Source organism: Acetitomaculum ruminis DSM 5522 (genome assembly GCF_900112085.1).
GTDB lineage: Bacteria > Bacillota > Clostridia > Lachnospirales > Lachnospiraceae > Acetitomaculum > Acetitomaculum ruminis.
The window spans coordinates 1-23,962 of the sequence record NZ_FOJY01000014.1 but is presented as its reverse complement, the minus strand read 5'-3'; the positions used below and the strand labels follow the sequence as shown (position 1 = coordinate 23,962).

Here is a 23,962-nt window from a genome sequence, read left to right as displayed (position 1 = left end):
AAGATGGCTTTGGAGCGGCATGGGTGAAATACTTTATTTTAAGGTTTTTTAGCTCATGACAGGAACGCCTGTTATAGCGTAGGATGTTAATGGACATCCGCTGAGGTTCATTTCGTGAGGAATGAATGAAGAAGAAGTGGTAACGCGTTGATTCGCCTTCTTATTATGGCATTTGCCATAGTAGGAAGGCTTTTTTATTTAAAATATTCAGGAGGTTAATTATGGATAGAGGAAAATTTTATATGACAACAGCTATTGCCTATACTTCCGGTAAACCACATATTGGAAATACCTATGAGATAGTTCTGGCAGACAGCATCGCCCGTTTCAGGCGTCAGCAAGGCTACGAGGTGTTTTTCCAGACCGGAACAGATGAGCATGGGCAAAAAATAGAAAACAAGGCAAATGAAAAGGGGATTACACCAAAGGAATTTGTAGATGAGGTTTCAGGTCAGATTAAACAAATCTGGGATTTAATGAATACAAGTTATGATAAATTCATCAGAACAACAGATTCCTATCATGAAAAACAGGTTCAAAAAATCTTTAAAAAGCTTTATGAAAAAGGTGACATCTACAAAAGTGAATACGAAGGATGGTATTGTACTCCTTGTGAATCATTTTTTACCGAAACTCAGGCAGTTGACGGAAAATGTCCAGACTGTGGAAGACCGGTAGAAAAAATGAAAGAAGAAGCATATTTCTTTAAAATGAGTAAATATGCAGACCGACTTATGAAACATATTGAGGAAAACCCTGAATTTATTCAGCCGGAATCCCGTAAAAAAGAAATGGTAAACAACTTCTTAAAACCGGGATTACAAGACCTTTGTGTTTCAAGAACTTCCTTTAAATGGGGAATTCCAGTTGACTTTGATTCAAAACATGTTGTTTATGTATGGCTTGATGCCTTGACAAACTATATTACAGGTATCGGTTATGAGTGTGACGGAGAAAGCAGTGAACAGTTTAAGAAAATGTGGCCGGCAAATCTTCACCTTATTGGAAAAGATATCCTTCGTTTCCATACAATATACTGGCCGATATTTTTAATGGCATTAGACCTTCCGCTTCCAAAACAGGTATTTGGTCATCCGTGGCTTTTACAAGGCGATGGAAAAATGAGTAAATCAAAGGGAAATGTAATATATGCAGATGATCTTGTGGATATGTTTGGAGTAGATGCAGTGCGTTATTTTGTGCTTCATGACATTCCATTTGAAAGTGATGGAGTTATCACCTGGGAATTACTAGTAGAAAGATTAAATTCTGACCTTGCCAATACTCTTGGAAATCTTGTAAACAGAACCATTGCCATGACAAATAAATACTTTGGCGGAATCCTTGAAAATAAAGAAGTTTCAGAGGAAGTTGACGAAGATTTAAAAAATGTTGCAACAGGTCTTGTTAAAAAAGTAGAAGAAAAAATGGATGGTCTTAGAGTTGCTGATTCCATTAGCGAGATTTTTGCTTTATTTAAACGCTGTAACAAATATATAGACGAAACAGAACCTTGGATTCTTGCAAAAGACGAAAGCAAAAAAGACAGACTTGCCACAGTTTTATACAATCTTGCAGAATCCATCACAATCGGTGCAACCTTGCTTGAAAGCTTTATGCCTGAAACCGCCACAAAGGTTTTAAAACAGCTTAATACATGTATCAGAGATTATGATGATTTGGAAAAATTCGGACTTTTACCATCAAAAACAAAGGTAATTGAAAAACCTGAAATTTTATTTGCTCGTCTTGATGAAAAAGAGGTAATGGAAAAAGTAGAAGTTATCAATGCAAAATATGCAGCAAAAGAAGAGCCTGTTATTGAAATTACTGAAAAAGAGAAGATATCCATTGATGATTTTGATAAAATGCAATTTGCAGTTGGAGAGATTGTAGCCTGTGAGGCTGTTAAAAAATCAAAAAAACTTCTATGTTCACAGGTAAAAATCGGTAACATTACAAAACAGATTGTATCAGGAATAAGAGCCCATTATACTCCGGAAGAAATGGTAGGAAAAAAGGTAATGGTGTTAGTAAATCTTAAACCTGCAAAATTGGCCGGTGTTTTATCAGAGGGAATGATTTTATGTGCCGAAAATGAAAAGGGAGAGCTGGCACTTATGGTTCCGGAAGTAGGCAAAGATATGCCTTCAGGTGCCCAAATATGCTAGGAATATTTGAAAGCCATGCCCATTTTGATGATGAAGCTTTTGACGGGGACAGGGAGGAGCTGATTTCTTCCCTCCCCTTAAATGGAATTGAGTATGTTATTAATGTGGGATCAAATCTTAAAACATCAAAAAAAAGCCTGGATTTTGCAGATAAATATCCCTTTATTTATGCAGCAGTAGGAGCTCATCCTGATGATGTAAGAAATCTTGATGATGCTAAAATCACCAGGATTCGCCAGTTGGCAAAAAACGAAAAATGTGTGGCAATAGGTGAGGTGGGGCTTGATTATCATTACGAAAATGATGATGAAACCAAATATTTACAGGCCAAATATTTTAAAGCCCAGTTAGATATTGCCAAAGAAGAAAAGCTTCCTGTTATTGTTCATAGCAGAGATGCAGCAAATGATAATCTTACAATAATGAAGGAATATCCTTCTTTAGGGGGTGTAATTCACTGTTTTTCCTATTCTTTGGAAATTGCTCTTGAATATATTAAAATGGGTTATCACATCGGAGTAGGTGGGGCAGTGACCTTTAAAAATTCCAAAAAACTTTGTCATGTAGTGGAAAATATTCCTCTGGAGAAGATACTATTGGAAACAGATTGTCCTTATATGGCACCGGTTCCATTCCGGGGAAAAAGAAATTCTTCCCTGTATTTGCCATATGTTGTCCAAAAAATTGCCGAAATAAAAGATGTAAGTCCTCAAACGGTAATTGAAGTAACAAACAAAAATGCCAGAGAGGTGTTTTTTAAGAAGGACAGAATAATAAAGGAACTTAATCACTTGAAAGGAAACAGATAATGGCATATTTAGCAAATCCCACCAAAACATTGGGGCTGATAAAAAGATATGGTTTTAATTTCAGAAAAGACTATGGCCAGAATTTTCTTATTGATGCCAATATTTTAGAGACAATTGTTGAAAAATCCGAAATTACAAAGGATGACTGCGTTTTAGAAATCGGTCCCGGAATCGGAACCATGACCCAGTATCTTTGCGAGGCAGCAGGAAAGGTAATTGCCGTAGAGCTTGATAAGGCGCTACTTCCGATTTTAGATGAAACATTGGCAGAATATAAAAATGTAGAAATAATCAATAATGATATTTTAAAAGTTGACATCAATAAACTGGTGGAAGAAGAAAATAATGGAAATCCCATAAAAGTAGTGGCAAATCTGCCTTATTATATTACAACTCCCATCATAATGAAGCTTTTTGAAGCAAGAGTTCCTCTAAAAAGCATTACCGTTATGGTGCAAAGTGAAGTGGCTGAAAGAATGCAGGTAGGCCCTGGAACCAAGGATTACGGAGCACTTTCTTTGGCAGTGCAATATTATGCAAAACCGGAAATAATAGCTAGTGCAGGTCCGAAATGTTTTATACCTGCACCTAAAGTAGGCTCAAGTGTAATAAAACTTCTTCGTCACGAAAATCCACCGGTAGAAGTGAAAAATGAAAAATTGATGTTTAGAATTATCAGAGCAGTTTTTAATCAAAGAAGAAAAACCATGGTTAATGCCCTAAACAACAGTCCGGAAGTTCCGGCAAATAAAGAACTTGTAAAAGTTGTCCTTGAAAAAATGGAAAAAAGTCTAACAGTTCGAGGAGAAACCTTTACTTTAGAGGATTTTGCGACTTTTACAAATTATCTGGTAGAAGAAATTAAGTAAAATTGGCATTTTGGATGAAAAATGAAGAACTATACATATATATTAGAATGTTTTGACGGGACTTATTATACCGGTTGGACAAATGATCTGGTAAAAAGAGTGAAAACCCATAACAGCGGCCAGGGTGGGAAATACACTCGAAGCAGACTTCCGGTAAAATTGGTATATTTTGAATGTTTCGAAACAAAAAAAGAAGCCATGAGCAGAGAATATCATATAAAAAAGCTTTCCAGAAAAGAAAAAGAAAAACTGATAGGAAAGCAGAATATAAGCCCCGACCTGAAAGTTTAGGTGGGGCTTATATATTTGTATTTTAAATAATTATTTAATTAATCTCTTCTAAATAAATCACGGGTGTATACTTTTTCTTTTATATCATCAAGGCAGGAGTCATATCTGTTGGCAATAACAGCCTGACTTAATTTTTTGAATTTTTTCAAATTATTAATTACAACTGAACCAAAGAAGGTGCTTCCATCTTCAAGGGTAGGTTCATATATTAAAACTATTGCTCCCTTTGCCTTAATTCTTTTCATAACCCCCTGAATAGAGGATTGTCTGAAGTTGTCTGAATTGCTTTTCATGGTCAGTCTGTAAACACCAATTACGCATTCCTTTTCATTTTCCGGTGAAAAAGAACCCTGATTATAATAATCATAATAACCTGCCATATGAAGAACCTGGTCTGCGATAAAATCTTTTCTAGTTTTATTTGATTCTACAATGGCACTTATCATATTTTGAGGTACATCATTAAAATTAGCTAAAAGCTGCTTTGTATCCTTTGGTAAACAATATCCGCCATATCCGAAGGAAGGATTGTTATAATGGCTTCCTATACGGGGATCCAGACAAACACCGTTTATTATTTCTTTGGTATTTAAGCCCTTGGTTTCAGCGTAGGTATCAAGTTCGTTAAAATAAGAAACTCTAAGGGCAAGATAGGTGTTGGAAAAGAGCTTAACAGCCTCTGCCTCTGTAAAGCCCATAAATAAAGTATCTATATCCTCTTTTAAGGCACCTTCGTTTAGAAGTTTTGCAAAAATCTCAGCTTGTTCTTTTGTTTCTTCATCACAGGAAACAATAATCCTTGAAGGATAAAGATTGTCATAAAGAGCCTTTGATTCACGAAGAAATTCCGGGCTGAAAATAATATTTTTGCAATTATATTTTTCTCGTATATAAGTGGTGTATCCTACGGGAATAGTGGATTTAATAACCATAAGAGCTGTTGGATTAACCTTTAAAACCAGCTCGATAACAGCTTCAACTGCAGAAGTATCAAAAAAGTTTTTATTGCTGTCATAATTTGTAGGTGCAGCTATAACAACAATATCTGCATTTTTATAGGCACTTTCACCATCTAGTGTGGCCACAAGATCAAGCTGGTAGTCCGAAAGATATTTTTCAATGTAATCATCCTGGATAGGTGATTTTTTATTATTAATCATTTCCACCTTGTCAGGTACAATATCCACAGCCGTTACATGATTATTCTGAGAAAGCAAAACTGCAATGGATAAGCCTACATAACCGGTACCTGCAACAGCAATGTTATATTTTTTTGAATTTTTTACTTGTAAAGATTCTTTTTTCTCCTCTTTAAAAAGTTCAATAATATCAAAATCAAGAACTTCAGCCAGTTTTTGGAGCTGGTCTATAGTAGGAATATAATCCTCGTTTTCGATTCGGCCAATCATAGCACGATGAATCCCTGTCATATCAGCTAATTGAGCCTGGGTAATCTTCTTTTTTTTCCTGTTTGTGACGATGGTGGAAGCCAGTGTTTTTACAGATAATTTTTTCATAGTATTTCCCTCATTAGAATTGATTTTATAAAAAGTTATATATATTCGTATAAATTATTTTTGCTGTTTAAAATAGTATACTGCTAAATTATACAAAGGTTAAGTCACATATAAGTATCATAATAGTGATATTTTATCAAAAATAATAAAAAAATTTTTATCAGTTTACCCCATAAAAACTCCATGCTATAATGTGAGAATTAGACGGTGTTTTTAGAAAATAAACCCATGGAGGATAGAAATGAATATATATTTTGCTCCATTAGAAGGAATTACCGGATATATTTTTAGAAATATATTTAATGAAGTTTTTCCGGGGGTGGAAGAATATTTTGCTCCCTTTATTGTTGCAAATAAAACCTATAAATTTAAAAACAGGGAGCTTTTGGATATAAATCCGGAAAACAACAAAAATATCACTCTTATTCCCCAGTTACTTGCCAATAAATCAGAGGAATTTAATTTTTATGCAAAAGAAATAAATGAAAGATTTGGATATAAGGAGATAAATCTAAACCTGGGCTGTCCCATGTCAACTGTGGTAAGCAAACACAGAGGTTGTGGAATGCTGGAGGACTTATACGAATTGGATTGCTTTTTGTCAGATATTTTTGATTTTGCCGATAAGAACAACTACGAAATTTCTATAAAAACAAGACTTGGACTGGATGATTTTGAGGATATTGATGAATTAATGGGGATTTATAATAAATATAAGATGTCCAGGCTTATTGTTCATCCCAGAAATCGAAAGGACATGTACAAAAACAGTGTGAACATTAATGCTTTTAAGAGCGTTTATGAGCTGAGTCGTAACGAATTAATATACAATGGAGATATTCTTACTTTAGATGATTTTGAAAATGTTGAGGCAAATTTTCCCCAGGTAAAGGGGATAATGATTGGCAGAGGCTTTTTAATTAATCCGACTTTAGTGGATGATATTAAAGGTAACAGCCTTTCTTATGAAGAAAAAATTGAAAAAATAAAGAAATTTCATGACCTGTACTATACGACAATAAAAGAAAAAATGTCTCCGGATGCCCCGATTTTATTTAAAATGAAGGAGTTTTGGCATTATCTTAAAAATTATTTTGATGAGGATAAATATAAAAAGCAATTTAAGCAGATAAAAAAATGCAAAAAATGCAGTGACTATGAAGAAACAGTTAAATCAATCTGGGGATAAATTAAGTAATTTGTAATAGTAAATTAATAAATATTATATCTAAAGAACACACTATAGTAAAAGATAGATTTTATAATTTGAACGCAGGTGGCACAAAGTGCCACTGCGTTCATGAGGAAGTAGCGAAGCGGATTCCGAACGTCCGCTTTACAGCCGAAAAGGCGGATTTTAAATGGTTTGTCCTGCTCAAAATCTCAGAGTAGGTAAAAGAAAGTTTTGATAAAAAAAGCAGGAAAATTACCACAAGGTAAAACTGAAAAGATATTAGTTTAGTAAGTATATTTGTTGGGGATAAAAATATGGAATTAGAATTTTACAGTCTGCTTCCGGAATTTTTTCAGTATGAAAAAATAATTTTATTATTAATCCTGGGAGGAATATTTGGGATTTCCGTAATAAGCAGATTTTTTTTGGATAATACAAAATGGAAGCATTTAACAGGTTTTTTATTATTAATATATTGGGGAATTATAGTTTTAAATATGACAATCATAGGTCGAATACCTTCAGATGAGCCGCAGATTAATATGCAGCTTTTTATGTGCTTTCAAAGAGCCTGGGATTATCAAAGTGCCCTGTACTGGTATTTTATTATAGGAAATATTGTAATGTTTATACCTGTGGGAATTATTTTGCCGGTTTTTTTTGAAAGTAAAAGAGCCTACTGGAAAGTCATATTAACAGGATTTTTTCTGTCTTTGGCAGTAGAGTCTTCCCAGTATTTTTTCAATGTAGGCGTATTTGAACTGGATGATTTATTTAATAATACTGTAGGTGCAGGATTAGGATATTCACTTTTTGTGATTTTTAACCATATAATCAGTAAAGATAAAAATAATATACTGCAGTCTATCGAAGAAATAACTTCATTTATAATGTGGCTGATAACCGTCCTGGGACTTGGCATTGCAACACTTTGCGGTCAGCCGGTATTTGAATATTTTACCATGAGGTAAAAAAGAAACCGGGAAAATACGAGATGCATTTACCCGTGGGACTAAGTCAAGCCAGATACTGATACATCATAATGAAATGACAAACACTTCCTGCCATTATAAATACATGGAAAATTTCATGGTTACCAAAATTTTTATGTCTTTCATTGAATTTAGGACATTTAATCGCATAAATTACACCACCGGCCGTATAGATAACGCCCCCTGCCAGTAACAATAAAAATGCCGTTCTTGGCAGAGAATTCAAAATCTGGGTGAAAGCCAGAATACAGCACCAGCCCATAGCTATATACAAAAATGAAGAAAACCATCTTGGACAATTCACATAAAAAAGTTTAATAATAATTCCTGCGATAGCCAGTCCCCATACCAGACTTAAAAGAATAATCCCCATACGCCCTTTTAAAACCAAAAGACAAACCGGGGTGTAAGAGCCTGCAATCATCACTGAAATCATGCAATGGTCAATCTTTTTTAAGACAGTATTTGCTTTTTCTGAAAGATCTAAGGAATGATAAAGAGTGCTTGCAGCATAAAGCATAGTCATACTGACAATAAAAATAGATAAAGAAATAACATGTATCTTATCAGGCTGACCAGAGGCCTTGATAAGAAGAGGCAAAGCTGCAAAAGCAGACATAAGCATGCCTATAAAATGTGTAATAGCACTTCCCGGATCTTTTAGTTTCATAATATAACCCTCCCTTATAAAACTTAGAAATACAAAAATATATAATTATAGTGACTTTATATTGTTGAAAAATAAAACATATAACGTAGTATTTAAAACTATGTGTAAGATAAACTAATACTACATCAACAAATTGTAAAAATCAAGACTTATTTCTAAATGACTTAAAATACATATAAAATATCATTTAAAATTTTATTGACAATCAAGGCATAAATGTTTAAAATGTTAGTGCTAATATTGTTATAAAGCATCCGTGCAGCCGGGGTCTTAGCGGTGCCCTGTACCATCAATCCGCTACAGTTGGGGTGATATCCTGCCTCGGGCTCATCGATTGCTTAGCTGCCCTGTATAAGTGGCGTTGACGTCTGGGTCTTACGCAACAAGAATTCATGAACCGTGTCAGGTCAGGAATGGAGCAGCACTAAGTGAAACCTCTTGTGTGCCGTAAGGCAGCCTGGGCCGAGTTAACTGTGCAGGTAACGTTCGTGGTCGAGGTTCAAAGCAGGATGCACGGAGTTGAATAAAGATATTACAAGAGGCTGTTTGTACTATAGAATATATAAACAGTCTCTTTTATATTTAAAAGAATATTTAACAGAAAAGTCAGATAAGTTAAACAAAATCTAGATTTAATCTTCTAATGGATATATAATAAAAGGTAGTGTGCTTTGATTTAAAAGGAACATACGCAACCCGTAAATAAAAAGCCGGAAAGGCTGATTTTAGTGGGAATATTGTATTATTTAATTTAAAGGTTAATATGAATATAATAAGTTTAAGCCGTAAGTTGAGCGGAAAGGGATTTTAGATGGGAAGAATTATTGCAATTGCAAATCAAAAAGGCGGAGTGGGAAAGACTACCACTTCCATAAATTTATCCGCATGTTTGGCTGAATTTGGTAAAAAAGTGTTGACTATTGATGTGGATCCTCAGGGAAACACCACAAGTGGTCTTGGAGTAGATAAAAAATCAGTTGAAAATACGGTATATCAGTTGATAATCGGAAATAAAAACATAGATGACTGTATGACGAAAACAGAGTATGACAATCTTTTTGTCCTGGCTTCAGATGAAAACCTTGCAGGGGCAGAGATAGAATTACTTGATATAGAAAAAAAGGAATATGTTTTAAAAAAAGAAATAGACAAAGTCAGGGAGGACTTCGATTATATAATTATTGATTGTCCGCCCTCTCTAAACCTTTTAACAATAAATGCCCTGACTACGGCGGATACGGTTCTTGTGCCTATTCAGTGTGAGTTTTATGCACTTGAAGGTTTAGCACAGCTTATGCATACCATAGGACTTGTTAAAAAGAGATTAAACAGCAAACTTGAAATTGAAGGCGTTGTTTTTACAATGTATGATGCAAGAACCAATTTATCCTTACAGGTTGTTGAAGATGTTAAGAAAAATCTGAAACAAAACATCTACAAGACCATAATTCCAAGGAATGTCAGACTGGCAGAGGCACCGTCCCATGGCATGCCCATAAATATATATGATACTAAATCAACTGGTGCGGAAAGTTACAGAGGTTTGGCCAGAGAGGTTATTAATCAGGGAAGAGAGAGTTAATTATGCCGAAAAAAACAAAAGCTTTGGGAAAGGGACTGGATTCTCTGATTCCAAGAGTCGAAGATGAAGAAGAAAAAGAAGTAAAAGTTAATAAAAAAACATCCGAGAAAAAAGATGCTTTGGAAATTGAAATCAATAAGATAGAACCTAATAAAAAACAACCCAGAAAGAATTTTGATGAGGATGCTTTGGCAGAATTATCTGAATCCATTAAACAATTCGGACTAATTCAGCCCATAGTTGTAAGGAAGATAGACAAGGGTTATTATGAGATAATTGCAGGGGAAAGAAGGTGGAGAGCTTCAAAACTTGCAGGTTTAAAAAAGGTTCCTGTTATTATAAAAGATTATAATGAACTTGAAACCATGGAAATTTCCCTTATTGAAAATATTCAAAGACAGGATTTGAATCCTGTAGAGGAAGCCCTGGCATATAAGAACTTGCTGGAAAACTTTAATTTAAAGCAGGATGAGCTGGCAGAAAGGGTTTCCAAAAGCAGAACCGCCGTTACAAACTCGTTAAGACTTTTGAACTTATGCGAAAAAGTTCAGGCAATGCTTATTGACGAGATGATAAGTACCGGCCATGCAAGGGCTCTGATACCTATTGAAGATGAAGAGTTGCAATATGAACTTGCACAAAAGATTTTTGATGAAAAGCTTAGTGTAAGAGAAACCGAAAAACTTGTTAAACGCATCAAAAAGGGAGAGCCGCAAAAGCCTTCCAAAACACCTGATAACACATATGTGGAGGTTGAGGAAAAGATATCAGGAATATTTGGCTCTAAGGTCAAAGTAAACGGAAACACAAAGGGTAAAGGAAAGATTGAGATTGAATATTATTCTTTAGACGATTTTGAGCGTATTTATGATATGCTGCTTAGTATTTCAAGAAGTTAAGAGAATAATTGAAAGAAAATGTGAGGAAGAAAAATGCGAAGTGAAATATTAGAATATATTGGAATTGATTTGGCTTATATTCTTATAGGTATGTTGGCGATTATGTTTATTATGTTTATATTGCTTATTATCAATATGGGCAAATACAGCAAGTTAAAAAAGAAATATAACGCCTTTATGATGGGAAAAGACGCAAAATCCTTAGAAGAAAAAATTAATAAGGAGTTTTCAATTATTGAATCCGTAAAGAAAAATATGGATAAAAACACAAGTGACATTGTGGATATAAAAAAAGATTTACAAAAAGCTTTCCAGAAAAGCAGCATTGTAAAATACGATGCCTTTAAGGAAATGGGTGGAAATATGAGTTATGCCTATGCTATGCTTGATAAAGACAACAACGGATTTGTCATTAACTCAATGCACAGCAGAGAGGGATGTTATACATACATTAAAGAAATAATAAAAGGGGAGTCATATATAGTTTTATCAGAGGAAGAGAAGGAAGCTTTGAAATTAGCCATTGGTGAATAACCGCGTGGGGTATAATTATGATAAGAAAAGTTTTAAGTGAGGTTAAAGACGGGGAAATACTGGCAGAAAACATAGAGGTTGACGGCACTGTCCTTGTCAGCAAAGATACTGTTTTAAAGCCCGAATATATTGATATCCTAAAAGAATTAGACATAGAATACATCTATGTCAAAGATGAAATCGACAATTATTTAGAAAAAACAGAACTTTTAGATACGAAAACCCAGATTGAATATGAGAACAGGATAAAAGAAATCTTTGAATGTCATATTCATACTAATCATGCAACTTTAATAAGGCTTGAGGACATTGCCGATGAGCTGGTAAATACAGTTGGAAATGATGAAAAAAATGTTTACGACTATATAATTACCAAGGAAAATATCTGGGAACATACATTAATGGTGACAGCCTTGTCCATACTTATTGCAAAGAAAATGAATCTAAGCAGTCAGGAGATTGAAGAAATAAGTAAAGGGGCGGTTTTACACGATTTGGGTTACAGGTATATTGATGTCCCAATGCTGAATGTTGATTTGGATGAGATTGAGCCGGAGCAGGTATTTGAGTACAAAAAACACACAATTTACGGTTATTGCGCCGTTGAAAAGGAAGAATGGCTAAATGATGATGTCCGAAAGATAATTTTGTCTCACCATGAATGCCTTGATGGTAGCGGTTTTCCTTTAAAACAAAAGAATATGACTCTTTTGACACAGATTGTGGCTGTTACTGATACCTTTGATAGAAAATTAAGGGGAATAAGCACAAGAAAATGCAGCTTGGTAGAGGCAAAAGAATATCTGAAGGCCAATAGTGGCATTAAATACAACAAAGAAGTAGTTGATATTTTAGACAGAATTATCGGAAAATTTACAACCGGAAGTAAGATTACTCTTAAAGATGGAAAAACGGTTCTTGTTATAAGACAGGGAGAAAATGCCGATGAACCTCTTGTGATTTTAGAAGAGGATTTAAACAAAGATAATTTTGAAAGCTATGAAAAATTGCTGAAAAAAGAAGACTACATGTGATTAAAATGGTATAAACAATGGATTGCAAAGCATAAAATATTATAATATAATTAAAAAGATAGTGGCAAAAGCCACAATTATGCAAGTATTTAAGCGAAAAGCTTAAGATATAGAAATTTATAAACGAAGGAGCGGATAGCAAAATGCTAGATATAAAATTATTAAGAAATAATTTTGAAGAAGTTGAAAAAGCTTTATCAACAAGAAATGAAGATTTTGATTTAAGTAAATTTAAGGATCTGGATGAGAACAGAAGAGAAATCATTGCAGAACTTGAAGAGTTAAAGGCAAAACAGAACGCTACTTCGAAAAAGGTTCCTCAAATGAAAAAAAATGGCGAGGATGTTACAGATGTACTTGCAGAAATGAAAGAACTTTCAGAGAAAGTTAAAGTTTTAAATACAAAATTAAATGAAGCAGATGATGAATTAAATAAATATATGCTTACTATTCCTAATATTCCAAATCCTACAGTACCGGCAGGTGAAACAGATGAGGATAATGTGGAAATCAGAAGATTTATGGAGCCTACGAAGTTTGACTTTGAGCCTTTAGCACATTGGGATTTAGGAAATAATCTGGGTATTGTTGATCCGGAGACAGCGGCTAAGGTGTCTGGCTCAAGATTCACCTTCTATAAAGGTCTTGGAGCAAGACTTGAAAGAGCAATAGTGAATTTCTTTTTGGATACTCACACTGAAAAACATGGATATACAGAAGTGTTCCCACCATTTATGGTTAGCCGTGACAGCATGACCGGTACAGGCCAGCTTCCTAAGTTTGAAGAGGACGCATACAAAGCTTACGGAGATGGAAAAGAGTATTTCCTTATTCCTACAGCAGAGGTTCCTGTTACAAATATGTACAGAGAGCAGATTCTTAAAGGTGATGAACTTCCTATTAAGCATTGTGCATATACTGCATGTTTCAGAGCTGAGGCAGGTTCAGCCGGAAGAGATACAAGAGGGCTTATCAGACAGCATCAGTTCAATAAAGTAGAGCTTGTTAAGTTCTGTAAACCGGAAAATTCCTATGAAGAACTTGAAAAACTTACTCATGATGCAGAAGAGGTGCTTCAGTTACTTAAACTTCCATACAGAGTTGTAAAGATTTGTATCGGAGATTTAGGATTTACAGCGGCTATGAAGTACGATATTGAGGTGTGGATGCCAAGTTACAACAGATTTGTTGAGATTTCAAGCTGTTCTAACTTTGAAGAATTCCAGGCTAGAAGAGCTAATATTAAATATAAAGACAACATTAAAGACAAAGCAAAATATGTACATACCTTAAATGGTAGTGGAGTTGCAGCAGGTAGAACAACAGCTGCTATTCTCGAAAATTATCAGCAGGCAGACGGAAGCATTAAAGTTCCGGATGTTTTAGTTCCTTATATGGGTGGCGTAACCGAAATTCGCTAGGGTTTATATGAAAAAGATTTGAATATTATGAAAAATTACAAAGCGGGTATTAGAAACTTAATATCCGCTTTTTGATAGAAACGTATAAATGTGAATTAAGAGAGGTGTAATGAAGTAGATGAACAGCTATTATAGGGCAATTGGTTTTGAAAATTTTAAACATAGATGTGATATGGACGAAATAATTGATGCCATTACGAAAAATTACACTTCCAAAAATGAAGTAAGCTTAGAGGATGGTTACAGATTAGTAGAGTACAAAAAGGACTATGGCGATGGAATAGGCATTGCTGTAAGGGGGGAAAGAGACCCATTAGGAAATTTTGTAGTTTGCAGTTGTTATCCTTATTTTAAAGGTAGTGGTATCACAACTACTGAGACCATAACCGTAGAAGAAAGAAAAGACCAGGATTTCTATGCAGGTGTATGTGATGAGATGAAATTGGGCATAGCTCTTGTTTTCCATATTTTAAATTCTTTGGATTATATAAATCACAATATTGCCTTTGGAAAATTAAAAGAGCCTTATACAGTTACTATTTCAGGACTTTCTATATCAGGTTCAGTACTTTTACCTATAAGTAAAAATCCCAAACAAATACAGGCCGGAATCATTACTCAAAAGAAAAGAAACAAGCTTCTTACCGAAGCTAGAAAGGGTGATGAGGAGGCGATGGAAAGCCTGACACTAGAAGATATGGATATCTTTTATAATGTTTCAAGAAAAGCCCGTTATGAAGACATATTTACCCTCATAGATACGTATTTTATGCCTTATGGTGTAGAAGGCGACCAATACTCCGTTATGGGAGAGATATTAGAAGTAAGAGAGATAAAAAATGAAGAAACCTTTGGAGAAATCATTGTAATGAAATTAAATTGCAACGATTTGGTATTTGATTTTTGTATCAACAAAAAGGATCTTACAGGAGAACCTGCTGTTGGTAGAAGATTTAAAGGTATTTTGTGGTTGCAGGGAAAGATAAATATTTTATAATAGCTTTACTTTTTCATAAAAAAAGTTTATAATGATTTGGCGTTTGATAGATGTATTATTAATTTTATAGCTGTTTAATTTAATAATTGTCATCTGGAGGACGACAATTAAAGGTTTTTTTATCAAATTTCATACATGTATGGGTGGCACAGCTGGATAGCGCAACCGCCTCCTAAGCGGTAGGTCGAGGGTTCGAATCCCTTCCCGTACATCCTGAAGAGAATCACAGAGTGGTTCTCTTTTTTTTGTCTTATAAAATTGTGGAAAATGTCACTACCTTGGCAGGAGAAGTTGGTAAAGGCTTTGCGGTAATTGCCACAGAGATTGGAAATCTGGCAAATGGCAGGTAAAGCAAAAGTGCAGAAAAAAACTAAATTAATAGAAGAAATCGCAAAAAAATGTACCTGTCTAATTAGACAGGTACGATCTATAATAAAATTATAGAGTAAAAAATATATGAAAAATTTTTTAGGAATATATTAAAATCTAAATAATTCACTCTACGACTTCGACCATTTTGAAGTCTGTATCGTCTTCAATAGCAGCTTTCATGGCGTCTACGCTGGCGTCATCATCTGTAAGCCTTACTAAAACTCTGTCATGTCTATGATCTGCGATGGCTTTTTCAACTCCCGAAACGGTTTCAATGGCATCGGCAACATGTCTTTCACAATTTTTACAAGTCATTCCGGTTACTTTTAACTCAATAGTTTTCATTGTATTTCCTCCAAATAAATAATACAAATTACACTGAAACCTGTTATCAAAACATTTATAGCAGGGATGATTTGTTAATACAATTTGAAATCTCCCCTGAACAATCTTACATAATTATAAACCAATAAAAGTATTCTGACAAGTAAAAAAATGAAATAATTATAAAAATATTGACTTGAAAAAACAAGTATCATAGGAATTTATTAAAAAACATGAAAAATAAATTTATATAGTCGATATACTTAGGGAAGAAAGTGTTAAACATTAAAAGTGGGACGAAGATGGAAATTTTTAAAAAGTCGCAAGTAAGGGCTTAAATCTGGTATGGAGGGACCAAAACATGAGCAATGTAAAAAAAGTAACAGATTCTATATTTTATGTAGGTGTAAACGATCACCAGGTGGACCTGTTTGAAGGTCAGTATGTAGTACCAAATGGAATGTCTTATAATTCCTATGTAATTATGGACGATAAAATTGCGGTAATGGATACGGTAGATGTTCATTTCGGAAATGAGTGGATATCTAATATTGAAGAGGTTTTAAATGGAAAAAAACCTGATTATCTTGTAATACAGCATATGGAAATGGACCACGCCGGAAGTATTCGTACTTTCAAGGAAAAATATCCTGATGCTCAAATAGTGGGAAATGCGCAGATTTTCCAGATGATGAGACAGTTTTATGGGGAAAACTGGGAAGATAAGCAGGTAGTAGTGGAAAATGGTGGAACATTATCCTTTGGAAAACATACCTTGACTTTTGTATTTGCTCCAATGGTTCACTGGCCGGAAGTAATGGTTTCTTATGAGTCAACAGAAAAGGTGCTGTTTTCAGCAGACGGCTTTGGTAAATTCGGTGCCAATGATGTGGAAGAAGATTGGGATGATGAATCCAGAAGATATTTTATTGGAATTGTTGGAAAATACGGACAACAGGTGCAAAATCTCTTGAAAGTGGCTGCGACGCTGGATATACAGATAATTTGTCCTCTTCATGGTCCGGTGCTTACAGATAATCTGGGACATTACATTTCATTATATGATAAATGGTCTTCATATTCTCCGGAAGAAGACGGAATTGTAGTGGCATACACTTCAGTTTATGGAGATACAAAAGAAGCCGCTTTATTATTGGCAGAAAAATTAAAAGAAAAGGCTTGCCCTAAGGTAGTAGTACATGATTTGGCAAGGTGTGATATGGCTTTGGCAATAGCTGATGCCTTTAAATACAGTAAGCTGGTTTTGGCAACAACAACCTACAACGCAGACATATATCCATTTATGAAAGACTATATTCACAGACTTACGGAACGAAACTTCTGCAATCGTAGCGTAGCATTTATTGAAAATGGAAGCTGGTCACCAAGGGCAATGCTTGTGATGAAAGAAATGCTTAAAGAAGGTGGCAAGCTTTATTATACAAAGAATAATCTGACAATTTGGTCCGGCCTGACAGATGAAAACAAAGAAAAACTTGAAGCAATGGCAAATGAACTTTGTCAGGAATATATAGCTGCCAGTGATAAGCTTGCAGTCAAAGATGATATTTCAGCTTTATTCAAGATTGGATACGGTCTTTATGTTGTAACAAGTAATGACGGAAACAGAGATAATGGTCTGATAGTAAATACAGTAACACAGGTTTCTGAAAACCCAACAAGAATTGCTGTAGGTATAAATAAAAAGAATTATTCCTGTGAAACTATAGAAAAGACAAAAAAATTGAATGTAAATGTATTAAGTGAAAGGGCAGTTTTTTCAGTTTTCCAGAGATTTGGTTTCCAAAGTGGACGAGATGTAGACAAATTTGAAGGAATAGAAGTAAATAGGACAGATAACGGACTTCCTTTCTTAAAACACTACATAAATGCAGTTATATCCTTAGAAGTTGATAATATGATAGACATGGTAAGTCATACACTGTTTATATGTGAAATAAAAGAGATGAGACTTATATCAGATGACAGGACAATTACTTACAACTTCTACCAGGAAAATGTAAAACCAAAGCCGGCTACCGAAGGCAAAAAAGGATGGATTTGCAAAGTTTGCGGTTTTATCTACGAGGAGGAAGACCTACCGGCAGATTATATTTGTCCGATATGTAAGCATGGTGTGGCTGATTTTGAAAAAATACAATAATTTAGACAACTGTTAGTGAAAAATTAAAGTAAACATAAAGTCTCGGATTTTGTAGTGTTTTGGCACTTAAATCCGAGACTTTTTATTTTTTTTAATGTAGCTTTATCAGTTAAATGTTTTCTACAAATATATACAATGAATTTTTATCCCCATTCCATATGTATAATTTGGAGTTTTCATCTTTTTCTATTACTTCATATTTGCCATTTTTTAGATATTCCAAAGCTTCCTTAGAATCGTCTAAAATATTTTCTTCCTGTAATTTATCGGATATATTATTATAAATAGTTTTTCCTTCAGAATTTAGTTGTTTCACATATGCTTCGTTGCCCCAAGAGGATATTTTGTAAAGTAGAATTTGTTCTCCTTTTGGACCTAAATCTCCCTTTGCAACCGTTGTTGCATTACCTACAAATTCGGTATTCCAAGTTAGATTTAAATCTTGAAGTATATTCTTCTTGAAAAATACAAAAAACATAAGATAAAAAGAGATTAAAAAGAATACTATTACAAGTGGTATTAGTATTATAGATTTATGTTTCATAAATATTCTTCCTTTCTCCAGGCTAACACGTCATTTTTACCATATAAGGTGTAATAACACCAAAGGTTTGTGCATCAGCCATAATTGAAATTGCTATTCCTGCGACCCCAGTATAATCCCCCTTTGAATAGTCATATCGGTCTTTTATTCTTACTACTTTTCTTGACTGGTACATATATCTATTTTAAAATAGTGAAATAATGATATTTGTATCAGAAAATAATATTGAAATAATGACATATTATCTATATAATAATAATGAAATAATGACATTTTGCTGGAAAACAATGTTGAAATTTTACATTTATTATAAAAGGAGATGTAATGTTTAAGCGAAAAGTATATGATAAATTGAAAAATTGGAAAGACAATTATGCCCCTAAATATGCGGCTTTGCTTGAAGGAGCAAGGCGTGTTGGAAAATCGACCGTTGCCGAGGAATTTGCAAGGAATAATTACAAGTCATATATAAAAGTTGATTTCGCAAATATAACTAATGAATTATTAAAAGTTTTTGATGATATCGCTAATCTTGAAGTCTTTTTTCTACGCCTACAGGCTTTTACTGATATTACATTGTATCAAGGTGAATCAGTTATAATTTTTGATGAAATCCAGCTTCAACCTAAAGTAAGACAGGCGATAAAGTATCTGGTCGCAGATGGCAGATATGATTACATAGAAACTGGTTCACTGATTAGTATTAAAAAAAATGTAGAGAACATAGTTATACCATCAGAGGAACATAGGATTCTGGTATATCCAATGGATTATGAGGAATTTATGTGGGCGATAGGCAATGATACATATGACAGGCTGAGGGAGTTTTATAAATTAGGTATAGAAGTTGGTAATGGTGTTAATAGAAAGCTAATGAGGGACTTTCGAATTTATATGGCAGTTGGTGGTATGCCACAGGCTGTTGATTCTTATATAAATGGTGATAATTTCTCTATGATTGACAGGATAAAAAGAGATATTATAAATTTATATATTGATGATTTTAAGAAGATTGATTCATCAGGGTTGATTGGCAAGATGTACGAATCTATTCCAAGTCAATTGGCAACGAATAAGAAAAAATATATGATTTCTCAGGCTACCGGAAAGAGAAAAACAAACAAAGATAAGCAACGGCTGTCTGACTTAATTGATTCAAAAACAGTACTTCCCTGTTATAATACCCAAAATCCTAATGTAGCATTATCTCAGACAAAGGATGAGGATACTTATAAACTATATTTATCTGACATAGGATTATTTACGACAATGATTTTTAAAGCATCTGCGAGGACTAGTGAGAATATATACAGTAAGCTTCTAAGTGACAAGTTACCTGCTGATTTGGGATATTTGTATGAAAATGCAGTAGCTCAGATAATAGCTGCGACCAACACAGATCTTTATTATCATACCTGGAAAAAGGATGATAGTACGCACTCATATGAAGTGGATTTTATTGTTCAGAAGGATACCAAAATTGTTCCGATGGAAATAAAATCGTCTGCCTCAAAGAAACATGAATCTATCGATAATTTTTATAAAAAATATTCTAAGCATGTTGGGGAAATGTATTTGTTCTCTCAAAAGGATGTTGGGCATGATGACGAGTTAAAATATAAGCCTTTATATATGCTTCCATTTGTATTGGAGGAGCTTATTGGAAGGCATTAAATTAATGAACAGTCGTGTATAAAAATTTGAAGAAAATAAAAAGCGGATTTAATAATGTCCGCTTTATATCAGGTGAATATTTTGAAAGACTATTTAAAAGCAATAAGAGATGGTAAATATTTAAATAAAAGAGAGTCCCTGTCCATGATAGTAAGGCTGAGTATCCCGGTAATTCTTGCCCAGATTACCGCTGTTATTATGCAATATATAGATGCTTCCATGGTGGGGCATTTGGATACAAACTCTGCCGCTTCTATTGGACTTATTTCCTCAAGCACCTGGCTTTTAGACGGCCTAGCGTCAGCTATTGCAATTGGATTTAATGTTCAGGTAGCTCATAGAATCGGGGCAAAGGAAAATGTGAAAGCAAGAAATGTGGTGAGATATGGAATTTTAACTGCATTTTTGTTAAATCTGATTATTGGACTCATTTCTTTGTCCATTAGCGGATGGATTCCGGTTTGGCTTGGAGGAACAAAAGAAATCAGACCGGCAGCAGTGGCTTATTTTAGCGTATTTTCCCTGTCATTACCCTTTTTGGCATTAAATTTTGTGGGGGCAGGCATGCTTCAGTGTAGCGGGAATATGAAAATTCCCAGCATTTTAGATATATTAATGTGCCTTTTAGATGTGATTTTCAATTTCTTTTTCATATTTCCGGAAAGAGAAATGAGCATTTTGGGAAATATTTACAAAATTCCCGGTCTGGGACTGGGAGCCTTGGGAGCTGCGCTTGGAACTGCCCTGGCAGAATTAATAGCTGCAGTATTAATGCTTTATTTTCTATTGTTTTATTCGGAAAGTCTAAAATTAAGAAAAGAGCCTTATGAAATTAAATTTATAAATGTATTTATCAAAGCTATAAAAATCTCCCTTCCGGTTGCAATTGAGTCAATTGCAGTAGGTGCCTCCTATGTAGTATCTACGGGAATTGTGGCAACCCTGGGAACGACGGCTGTGGCGGCACATTCTTTTTCTATAACAGCAGAAAGCCTTTGCTATATGCCAAGTTATGGAATAGGGGCTGCGGCTACCACCATTACCGGACAATGCATCGGAGCAGGCCAAAAGAAAATGGCAAAAAAACTAGCCTGGATGACCGTTCTTTTTGGCATGGCATTAATGACTATCAGCGGTGGGATAATGTATTTTCTGGCACCTGATATGATAGGTATCCTATCTCCTGATGCCGAAATAATTGCTCTTGGAACAATGGTTTTAAGAATAGAAGCTTTTGCCGAACCATTTTTCGGGGCATCCATAATCATAACGGGAATATTTAGAGGAGCAGAGGACACCTTGATACCGGGAATAATGAACCTTTTTAGCATGTGGGTAGTGAGAATTCCATTATCAATATATATGGCAGGAATCTGGGGGCTTAGAGGTGTCTGGATAGCCATGATGATAGAGTTGATATTCAGAGGTTTAATTTTTATCATAAGATTATTATTTACCCGTTTTTTTGGGCTTATTCAGATTAATTTTTGCCGATAGAAATCGTAACAGAAACTTGTCAGAAGGGGTTAAAGCCCCTTCTGACAGGTGGCACAAAGTGCCACTGCGTTCATGAGGAAGTAGCGAAGCGGATTTAAGAATGTCCGCTTTACTTGTAATCGTATTTTCAGTGGGCTTTATATAAATATCTACTAGTTCTTAGCTGCTTCAAGAGCCTGCTTAAGATCCGCAATAATATCATTTACATTTTCAATTCCTACGGAAAGTCTTACCATATCGGCTTTTACACCACCTGCCAAAAGCTCTTCGTCAGTCATCTGGCGGTGAGTAGATGAAGCTGGGTGAAGGACACAGGTGTGAGCATCTGCAACATGGGTGGCAATAATGGCGAGTTTTAAATTCTTCATAAATTCCTCAGCAGTTTTTCTTCCACCTTTTACTCCAAAAGATATTACGCCACAGGTTCCATTAGGCATATATTTTTTTGCACGATCGTAATATTTATCCCCGGTAAGTCCCGGATAAGTTACATAAGAAACATTCTCATTATTGTTTAAAAATTCTGCAACTTTCTGAGCATTTTCACAATGTCTTTGTACTCTGACAGCCATTGATTCCAAACCGAGATTTAAAATATAACAGTTTATAGCTGAAGGAACAGCACCTAAATCCCTCATAAGCTGGACAGTTGCTTTTGTGATATAAGCTTTTTCTTTCCCGAATTTTTCTGCGTAGGTAATGCCGTGATAGGATTCATCCGGTGTACAAAGTCCTGGGAATTTATCGGCATGAGCCATCCAGTCGAAGTTTCCTGAATCAACTATTGCTCCACCTACTGTTGAGTCATGGCCGTCCATGTATTTTGTGGTGGAATGAGTGACAATATCGGCACCCCATTCAAAAGGTCTGCAGTTTATCGGTGTTGCAAAGGTGTTGTCGATTATTAATGGTACTCCATGCTTATGAGCAGCTTTTGCAAATCTTTCTATATCAAAAACAATAAGTGCCGGATTAGCAATGGTTTCACCAAAAACAGCCTTGGTATTTGGTTTAAATGCGGCTTCTAATTCCTCATCTGAGCATTCTGGGTCAACAAAGGTAAAGTCAATTCCCATTTTTCTCATTGTTACATTAAAAAGATTGAAACTTCCGCCATAAATGGTAGATGATGCAATTACATGGTCGCCTGCGCCTGCTATATTAAATACGGAAAAAAATGTAGCAGCCTGTCCTGAAGAGGTGAGCATGGCAGCACTTCCCCCTTCTAAAGCGGCTATTTTAGCAGCTACCATATCATTTGTAGGATTTTGAAGTCTGGAATAGAAGTATCCTTCTGCCTCCAAATCAAAGAGTTTTCCCATATCGGCACTTGTATCATATTTGAAAGTTGTACTTTGAACTATGGGTATCATTCTTGGTTCACCGTTTTTAGGTGTATATCCGGCTTCAATGCATTTTGTTTCCTGTTGCATATTTATTTCCTCCTGAAATCTTTATAAACTACACCGAAAACCAAGGATAAATTAATATCCTATCTCTTTAGCACGGTGCATCGATATCATTGTAGCACATATTTACCCGGCAATAATACGAAAATTCAAAAAATAATGAGGGGAACATGTTTTTTGGATGAGACAATGAAGAAATTTATAGCGGACTCAATTGAAGATTCAGAAAAGAAATATACATATTACAACTAAAGATTTAGGGGGAAAAATTTATGAAGTACAGTCTCTTTTTAATTCAAGATTTTAATGCGTCGCACTTTCACTGCACACTAAATTGTACTAATAGTAGTAGTATAAAGTAAAAAGTGTCACTTTTGGAATGGCATATTTGGGAAAAGTATTGTATAATATGCATAAAATTATATATAATAAAAATATATTCATTTAATAATCAGCTTTATATATCTACTTTATGTAAAGAACAAAAAATTTTGTAATTATTTAAGAGGGTTCTTGAAAGTTTCTAAAAGAACAGGAAATGCTACTTCTATATGAACAGGTAGAAAAACGGATTACTAAAATATTAAAAAGTCTAGGGGGAAATAATAAATGAAAAAAAGAACAGTTCTGGCACTATTAATTGCAGTTACATCCTTAAGTTTTTTAAGCGGATGTAACAAAAATGAATCTTTAGCAAATAAGAAGGATAATATCGCTAATTCTAAGAAAGAGGAGTTTTCTGATACTTACCAGGAATATGATGGGGAATATTCAGATTATTCAGAGCAGATGGAGGAAGATTCTTCTGATTCTTACAGCACATCATCTGTTGATGTAGAGGAGTACTATAACAGGACTTCGGAAATACTATCAAAGACAGATGTGGAATCATCACCTAATCAGGTATCAGAAAAGCAGGCAAAAAAGGATTTTGCAGATAGGGGATTTAAAGATTTTCCAATAATGACGCGTTACGATGCAAAGGGGAATCTTGAGGAAAAAGAAGATATTTCAGAAA

General features: G+C 34.6%; 21 protein-coding genes, 1 tRNA gene, 1 other RNA gene and 1 other annotated feature (1 of these 24 cut by a window edge). Of the genes, 18 read left to right on the top strand and 5 right to left on the bottom strand.

The annotated features are described in order from the left end of the window. Positions 1 to 163, top strand: a binding site (T-box leader) (it extends 84 nt beyond the left edge of the window). Positions 164 to 221: 58 nt separating this feature from the next. The 4 genes from metG to BM153_RS09570 are packed head-to-tail and all read left to right on the top strand — an operon-like array spanning position 222 to position 4,140. Beyond that, on the top strand, positions 222 to 2,171 hold the full coding sequence (metG, locus tag BM153_RS09585) for a methionine--tRNA ligase (protein WP_092873147.1): 1,950 nt from the start codon (positions 222 to 224) through the stop codon (positions 2,169 to 2,171). Next, complete coding sequence (locus BM153_RS09580; RefSeq protein ID WP_092873145.1) at positions 2,165 to 2,980, top strand: TatD family hydrolase; 816 nt, start codon at positions 2,165 to 2,167, stop codon at positions 2,978 to 2,980. Before metG ends, BM153_RS09580 begins: the two co-directional genes overlap by 7 nt. Then, positions 2,980 to 3,849: a 16S rRNA (adenine(1518)-N(6)/adenine(1519)-N(6))-dimethyltransferase RsmA gene (gene rsmA, locus BM153_RS09575; RefSeq protein ID WP_092873143.1), complete on the top strand. Its 870-nt coding sequence runs from the start codon at positions 2,980 to 2,982 to the stop codon at positions 3,847 to 3,849. The genes BM153_RS09580 and rsmA overlap by 1 nt, the downstream gene beginning before the upstream one ends. 21 nt (positions 3,850 to 3,870) lie before the next feature. Beyond that, positions 3,871 to 4,140 (top strand): GIY-YIG nuclease family protein, encoded by a 270-nt coding sequence (locus BM153_RS09570; protein ID WP_092873141.1) that lies wholly within the window; start codon positions 3,871 to 3,873, stop codon positions 4,138 to 4,140. A gap of 38 nt (positions 4,141 to 4,178) precedes the next feature. Here the strand turns inward: BM153_RS09570 and BM153_RS09565 are convergent, their stop codons facing one another. Then, on the bottom strand, positions 4,179 to 5,657 hold the full coding sequence (locus BM153_RS09565) for a nucleotide sugar dehydrogenase (RefSeq protein WP_092873139.1): 1,479 nt from the start codon (positions 5,655 to 5,657) through the stop codon (positions 4,179 to 4,181). A gap of 241 nt (positions 5,658 to 5,898) precedes the next feature. On the opposite strand from BM153_RS09565, the gene BM153_RS09560 reads away from it, so the two are divergent. Both BM153_RS09560 and BM153_RS09555 read left to right on the top strand, forming a co-directional pair. After that, positions 5,899 to 6,846 carry a tRNA-dihydrouridine synthase family protein gene (locus tag BM153_RS09560; RefSeq protein WP_092873137.1) on the top strand — a complete coding sequence of 316 codons (948 nt, stop codon included), beginning with the start codon at positions 5,899 to 5,901 and terminating at the stop codon, positions 6,844 to 6,846. A gap of 299 nt (positions 6,847 to 7,145) precedes the next feature. Beyond that, complete coding sequence (locus tag BM153_RS09555; RefSeq protein ID WP_092873135.1) at positions 7,146 to 7,802, top strand: VanZ family protein; 657 nt, start codon at positions 7,146 to 7,148, stop codon at positions 7,800 to 7,802. Positions 7,803 to 7,848: 46 nt separating this feature from the next. Here the strand turns inward: BM153_RS09555 and trhA are convergent, their stop codons facing one another. After that, positions 7,849 to 8,493 carry a PAQR family membrane homeostasis protein TrhA gene (gene trhA, locus BM153_RS09550; protein WP_092873133.1) on the bottom strand — a complete coding sequence of 215 codons (645 nt, stop codon included), beginning with the start codon at positions 8,491 to 8,493 and terminating at the stop codon, positions 7,849 to 7,851. 254 nt (positions 8,494 to 8,747) lie between these two features. On the opposite strand from trhA, the gene ffs reads away from it, so the two are divergent. From ffs to BM153_RS09510, 8 genes are all read left to right on the top strand, one after another. After that, positions 8,748 to 9,010: signal recognition particle sRNA large type (ffs, locus tag BM153_RS09545), an RNA gene on the top strand. Positions 9,011 to 9,304: 294 nt separating this feature from the next. After that, positions 9,305 to 10,075 (top strand): ParA family protein, encoded by a 771-nt coding sequence (locus BM153_RS09540; RefSeq protein ID WP_092873131.1) that lies wholly within the window; start codon positions 9,305 to 9,307, stop codon positions 10,073 to 10,075. Positions 10,076 to 10,077: 2 nt separating this feature from the next. Continuing rightward, entirely contained in the window at positions 10,078 to 10,974 is an 897-nt protein-coding gene (locus BM153_RS09535; RefSeq protein WP_092873129.1) for a ParB/RepB/Spo0J family partition protein, read from the top strand. A gap of 33 nt (positions 10,975 to 11,007) precedes the next feature. After that, the gene (locus BM153_RS09530; RefSeq protein WP_092873127.1) at positions 11,008 to 11,508 is read left to right on the top strand and encodes a DUF4446 family protein; all 501 of its coding nucleotides are present in this window, start codon (positions 11,008 to 11,010) and stop codon (positions 11,506 to 11,508) included. A gap of 17 nt (positions 11,509 to 11,525) precedes the next feature. Further along, entirely contained in the window at positions 11,526 to 12,542 is a 1,017-nt protein-coding gene (locus BM153_RS09525; RefSeq protein WP_092873125.1) for an HD-GYP domain-containing protein, read from the top strand. 143 nt (positions 12,543 to 12,685) lie between these two features. Continuing rightward, the gene (gene serS / locus BM153_RS09520; protein WP_092873123.1) at positions 12,686 to 13,963 is read left to right on the top strand and encodes a serine--tRNA ligase; all 1,278 of its coding nucleotides are present in this window, start codon (positions 12,686 to 12,688) and stop codon (positions 13,961 to 13,963) included. Positions 13,964 to 14,081: 118 nt separating this feature from the next. Beyond that, a complete protein-coding gene (locus tag BM153_RS09515; protein WP_092873121.1) occupies positions 14,082 to 14,960 on the top strand; it encodes a DUF3881 family protein in 879 nt (292 codons plus the stop codon). Between the two features lie 137 nt (positions 14,961 to 15,097). Further along, a tRNA-Arg gene (locus BM153_RS09510) sits at positions 15,098 to 15,171 on the top strand. A gap of 284 nt (positions 15,172 to 15,455) precedes the next feature. On the opposite strand, the gene BM153_RS09505 is transcribed toward BM153_RS09510, so the two are convergent. Continuing rightward, positions 15,456 to 15,677, bottom strand: coding sequence for a heavy-metal-associated domain-containing protein (locus BM153_RS09505; RefSeq protein ID WP_092873119.1), 222 nt, complete (start codon positions 15,675 to 15,677; stop codon positions 15,456 to 15,458). A 340-nt stretch (positions 15,678 to 16,017) separates the two neighbouring features. On the opposite strand from BM153_RS09505, the gene BM153_RS09500 reads away from it, so the two are divergent. Then, entirely contained in the window at positions 16,018 to 17,820 is a 1,803-nt protein-coding gene (locus BM153_RS09500; protein ID WP_092873117.1) for a flavin reductase, read from the top strand. Between the two features lie 109 nt (positions 17,821 to 17,929). Here BM153_RS09500 and BM153_RS09495 read toward each other — a convergent pair whose 3' ends face one another. Continuing rightward, complete coding sequence (locus tag BM153_RS09495; protein WP_092873115.1) at positions 17,930 to 18,364, bottom strand: hypothetical protein; 435 nt, start codon at positions 18,362 to 18,364, stop codon at positions 17,930 to 17,932. A 324-nt stretch (positions 18,365 to 18,688) separates the two neighbouring features. Between BM153_RS09495 and BM153_RS09490 the strand changes: the two genes are divergently transcribed. Together BM153_RS09490 and BM153_RS09485 are read left to right on the top strand one after the other, a co-directional pair. Continuing rightward, the gene (locus tag BM153_RS09490) at positions 18,689 to 20,038 is read left to right on the top strand and encodes an ATP-binding protein (protein WP_092873113.1); all 1,350 of its coding nucleotides are present in this window, start codon (positions 18,689 to 18,691) and stop codon (positions 20,036 to 20,038) included. A gap of 72 nt (positions 20,039 to 20,110) precedes the next feature. Beyond that, entirely contained in the window at positions 20,111 to 21,535 is a 1,425-nt protein-coding gene (locus BM153_RS09485; RefSeq protein WP_242949118.1) for an MATE family efflux transporter, read from the top strand. 152 nt (positions 21,536 to 21,687) lie between these two features. Here the strand turns inward: BM153_RS09485 and BM153_RS09480 are convergent, their stop codons facing one another. After that, positions 21,688 to 22,968 (bottom strand): O-acetylhomoserine aminocarboxypropyltransferase/cysteine synthase family protein, encoded by a 1,281-nt coding sequence (locus BM153_RS09480; RefSeq protein ID WP_092873109.1) that lies wholly within the window; start codon positions 22,966 to 22,968, stop codon positions 21,688 to 21,690. Between the two features lie 585 nt (positions 22,969 to 23,553). On the opposite strand from BM153_RS09480, the gene BM153_RS09475 reads away from it, so the two are divergent. Further along, a partial coding sequence (locus tag BM153_RS09475) for a hypothetical protein (protein WP_143088297.1) occupies positions 23,554 to 23,962 on the top strand: 409 nt, incomplete at its 3' end.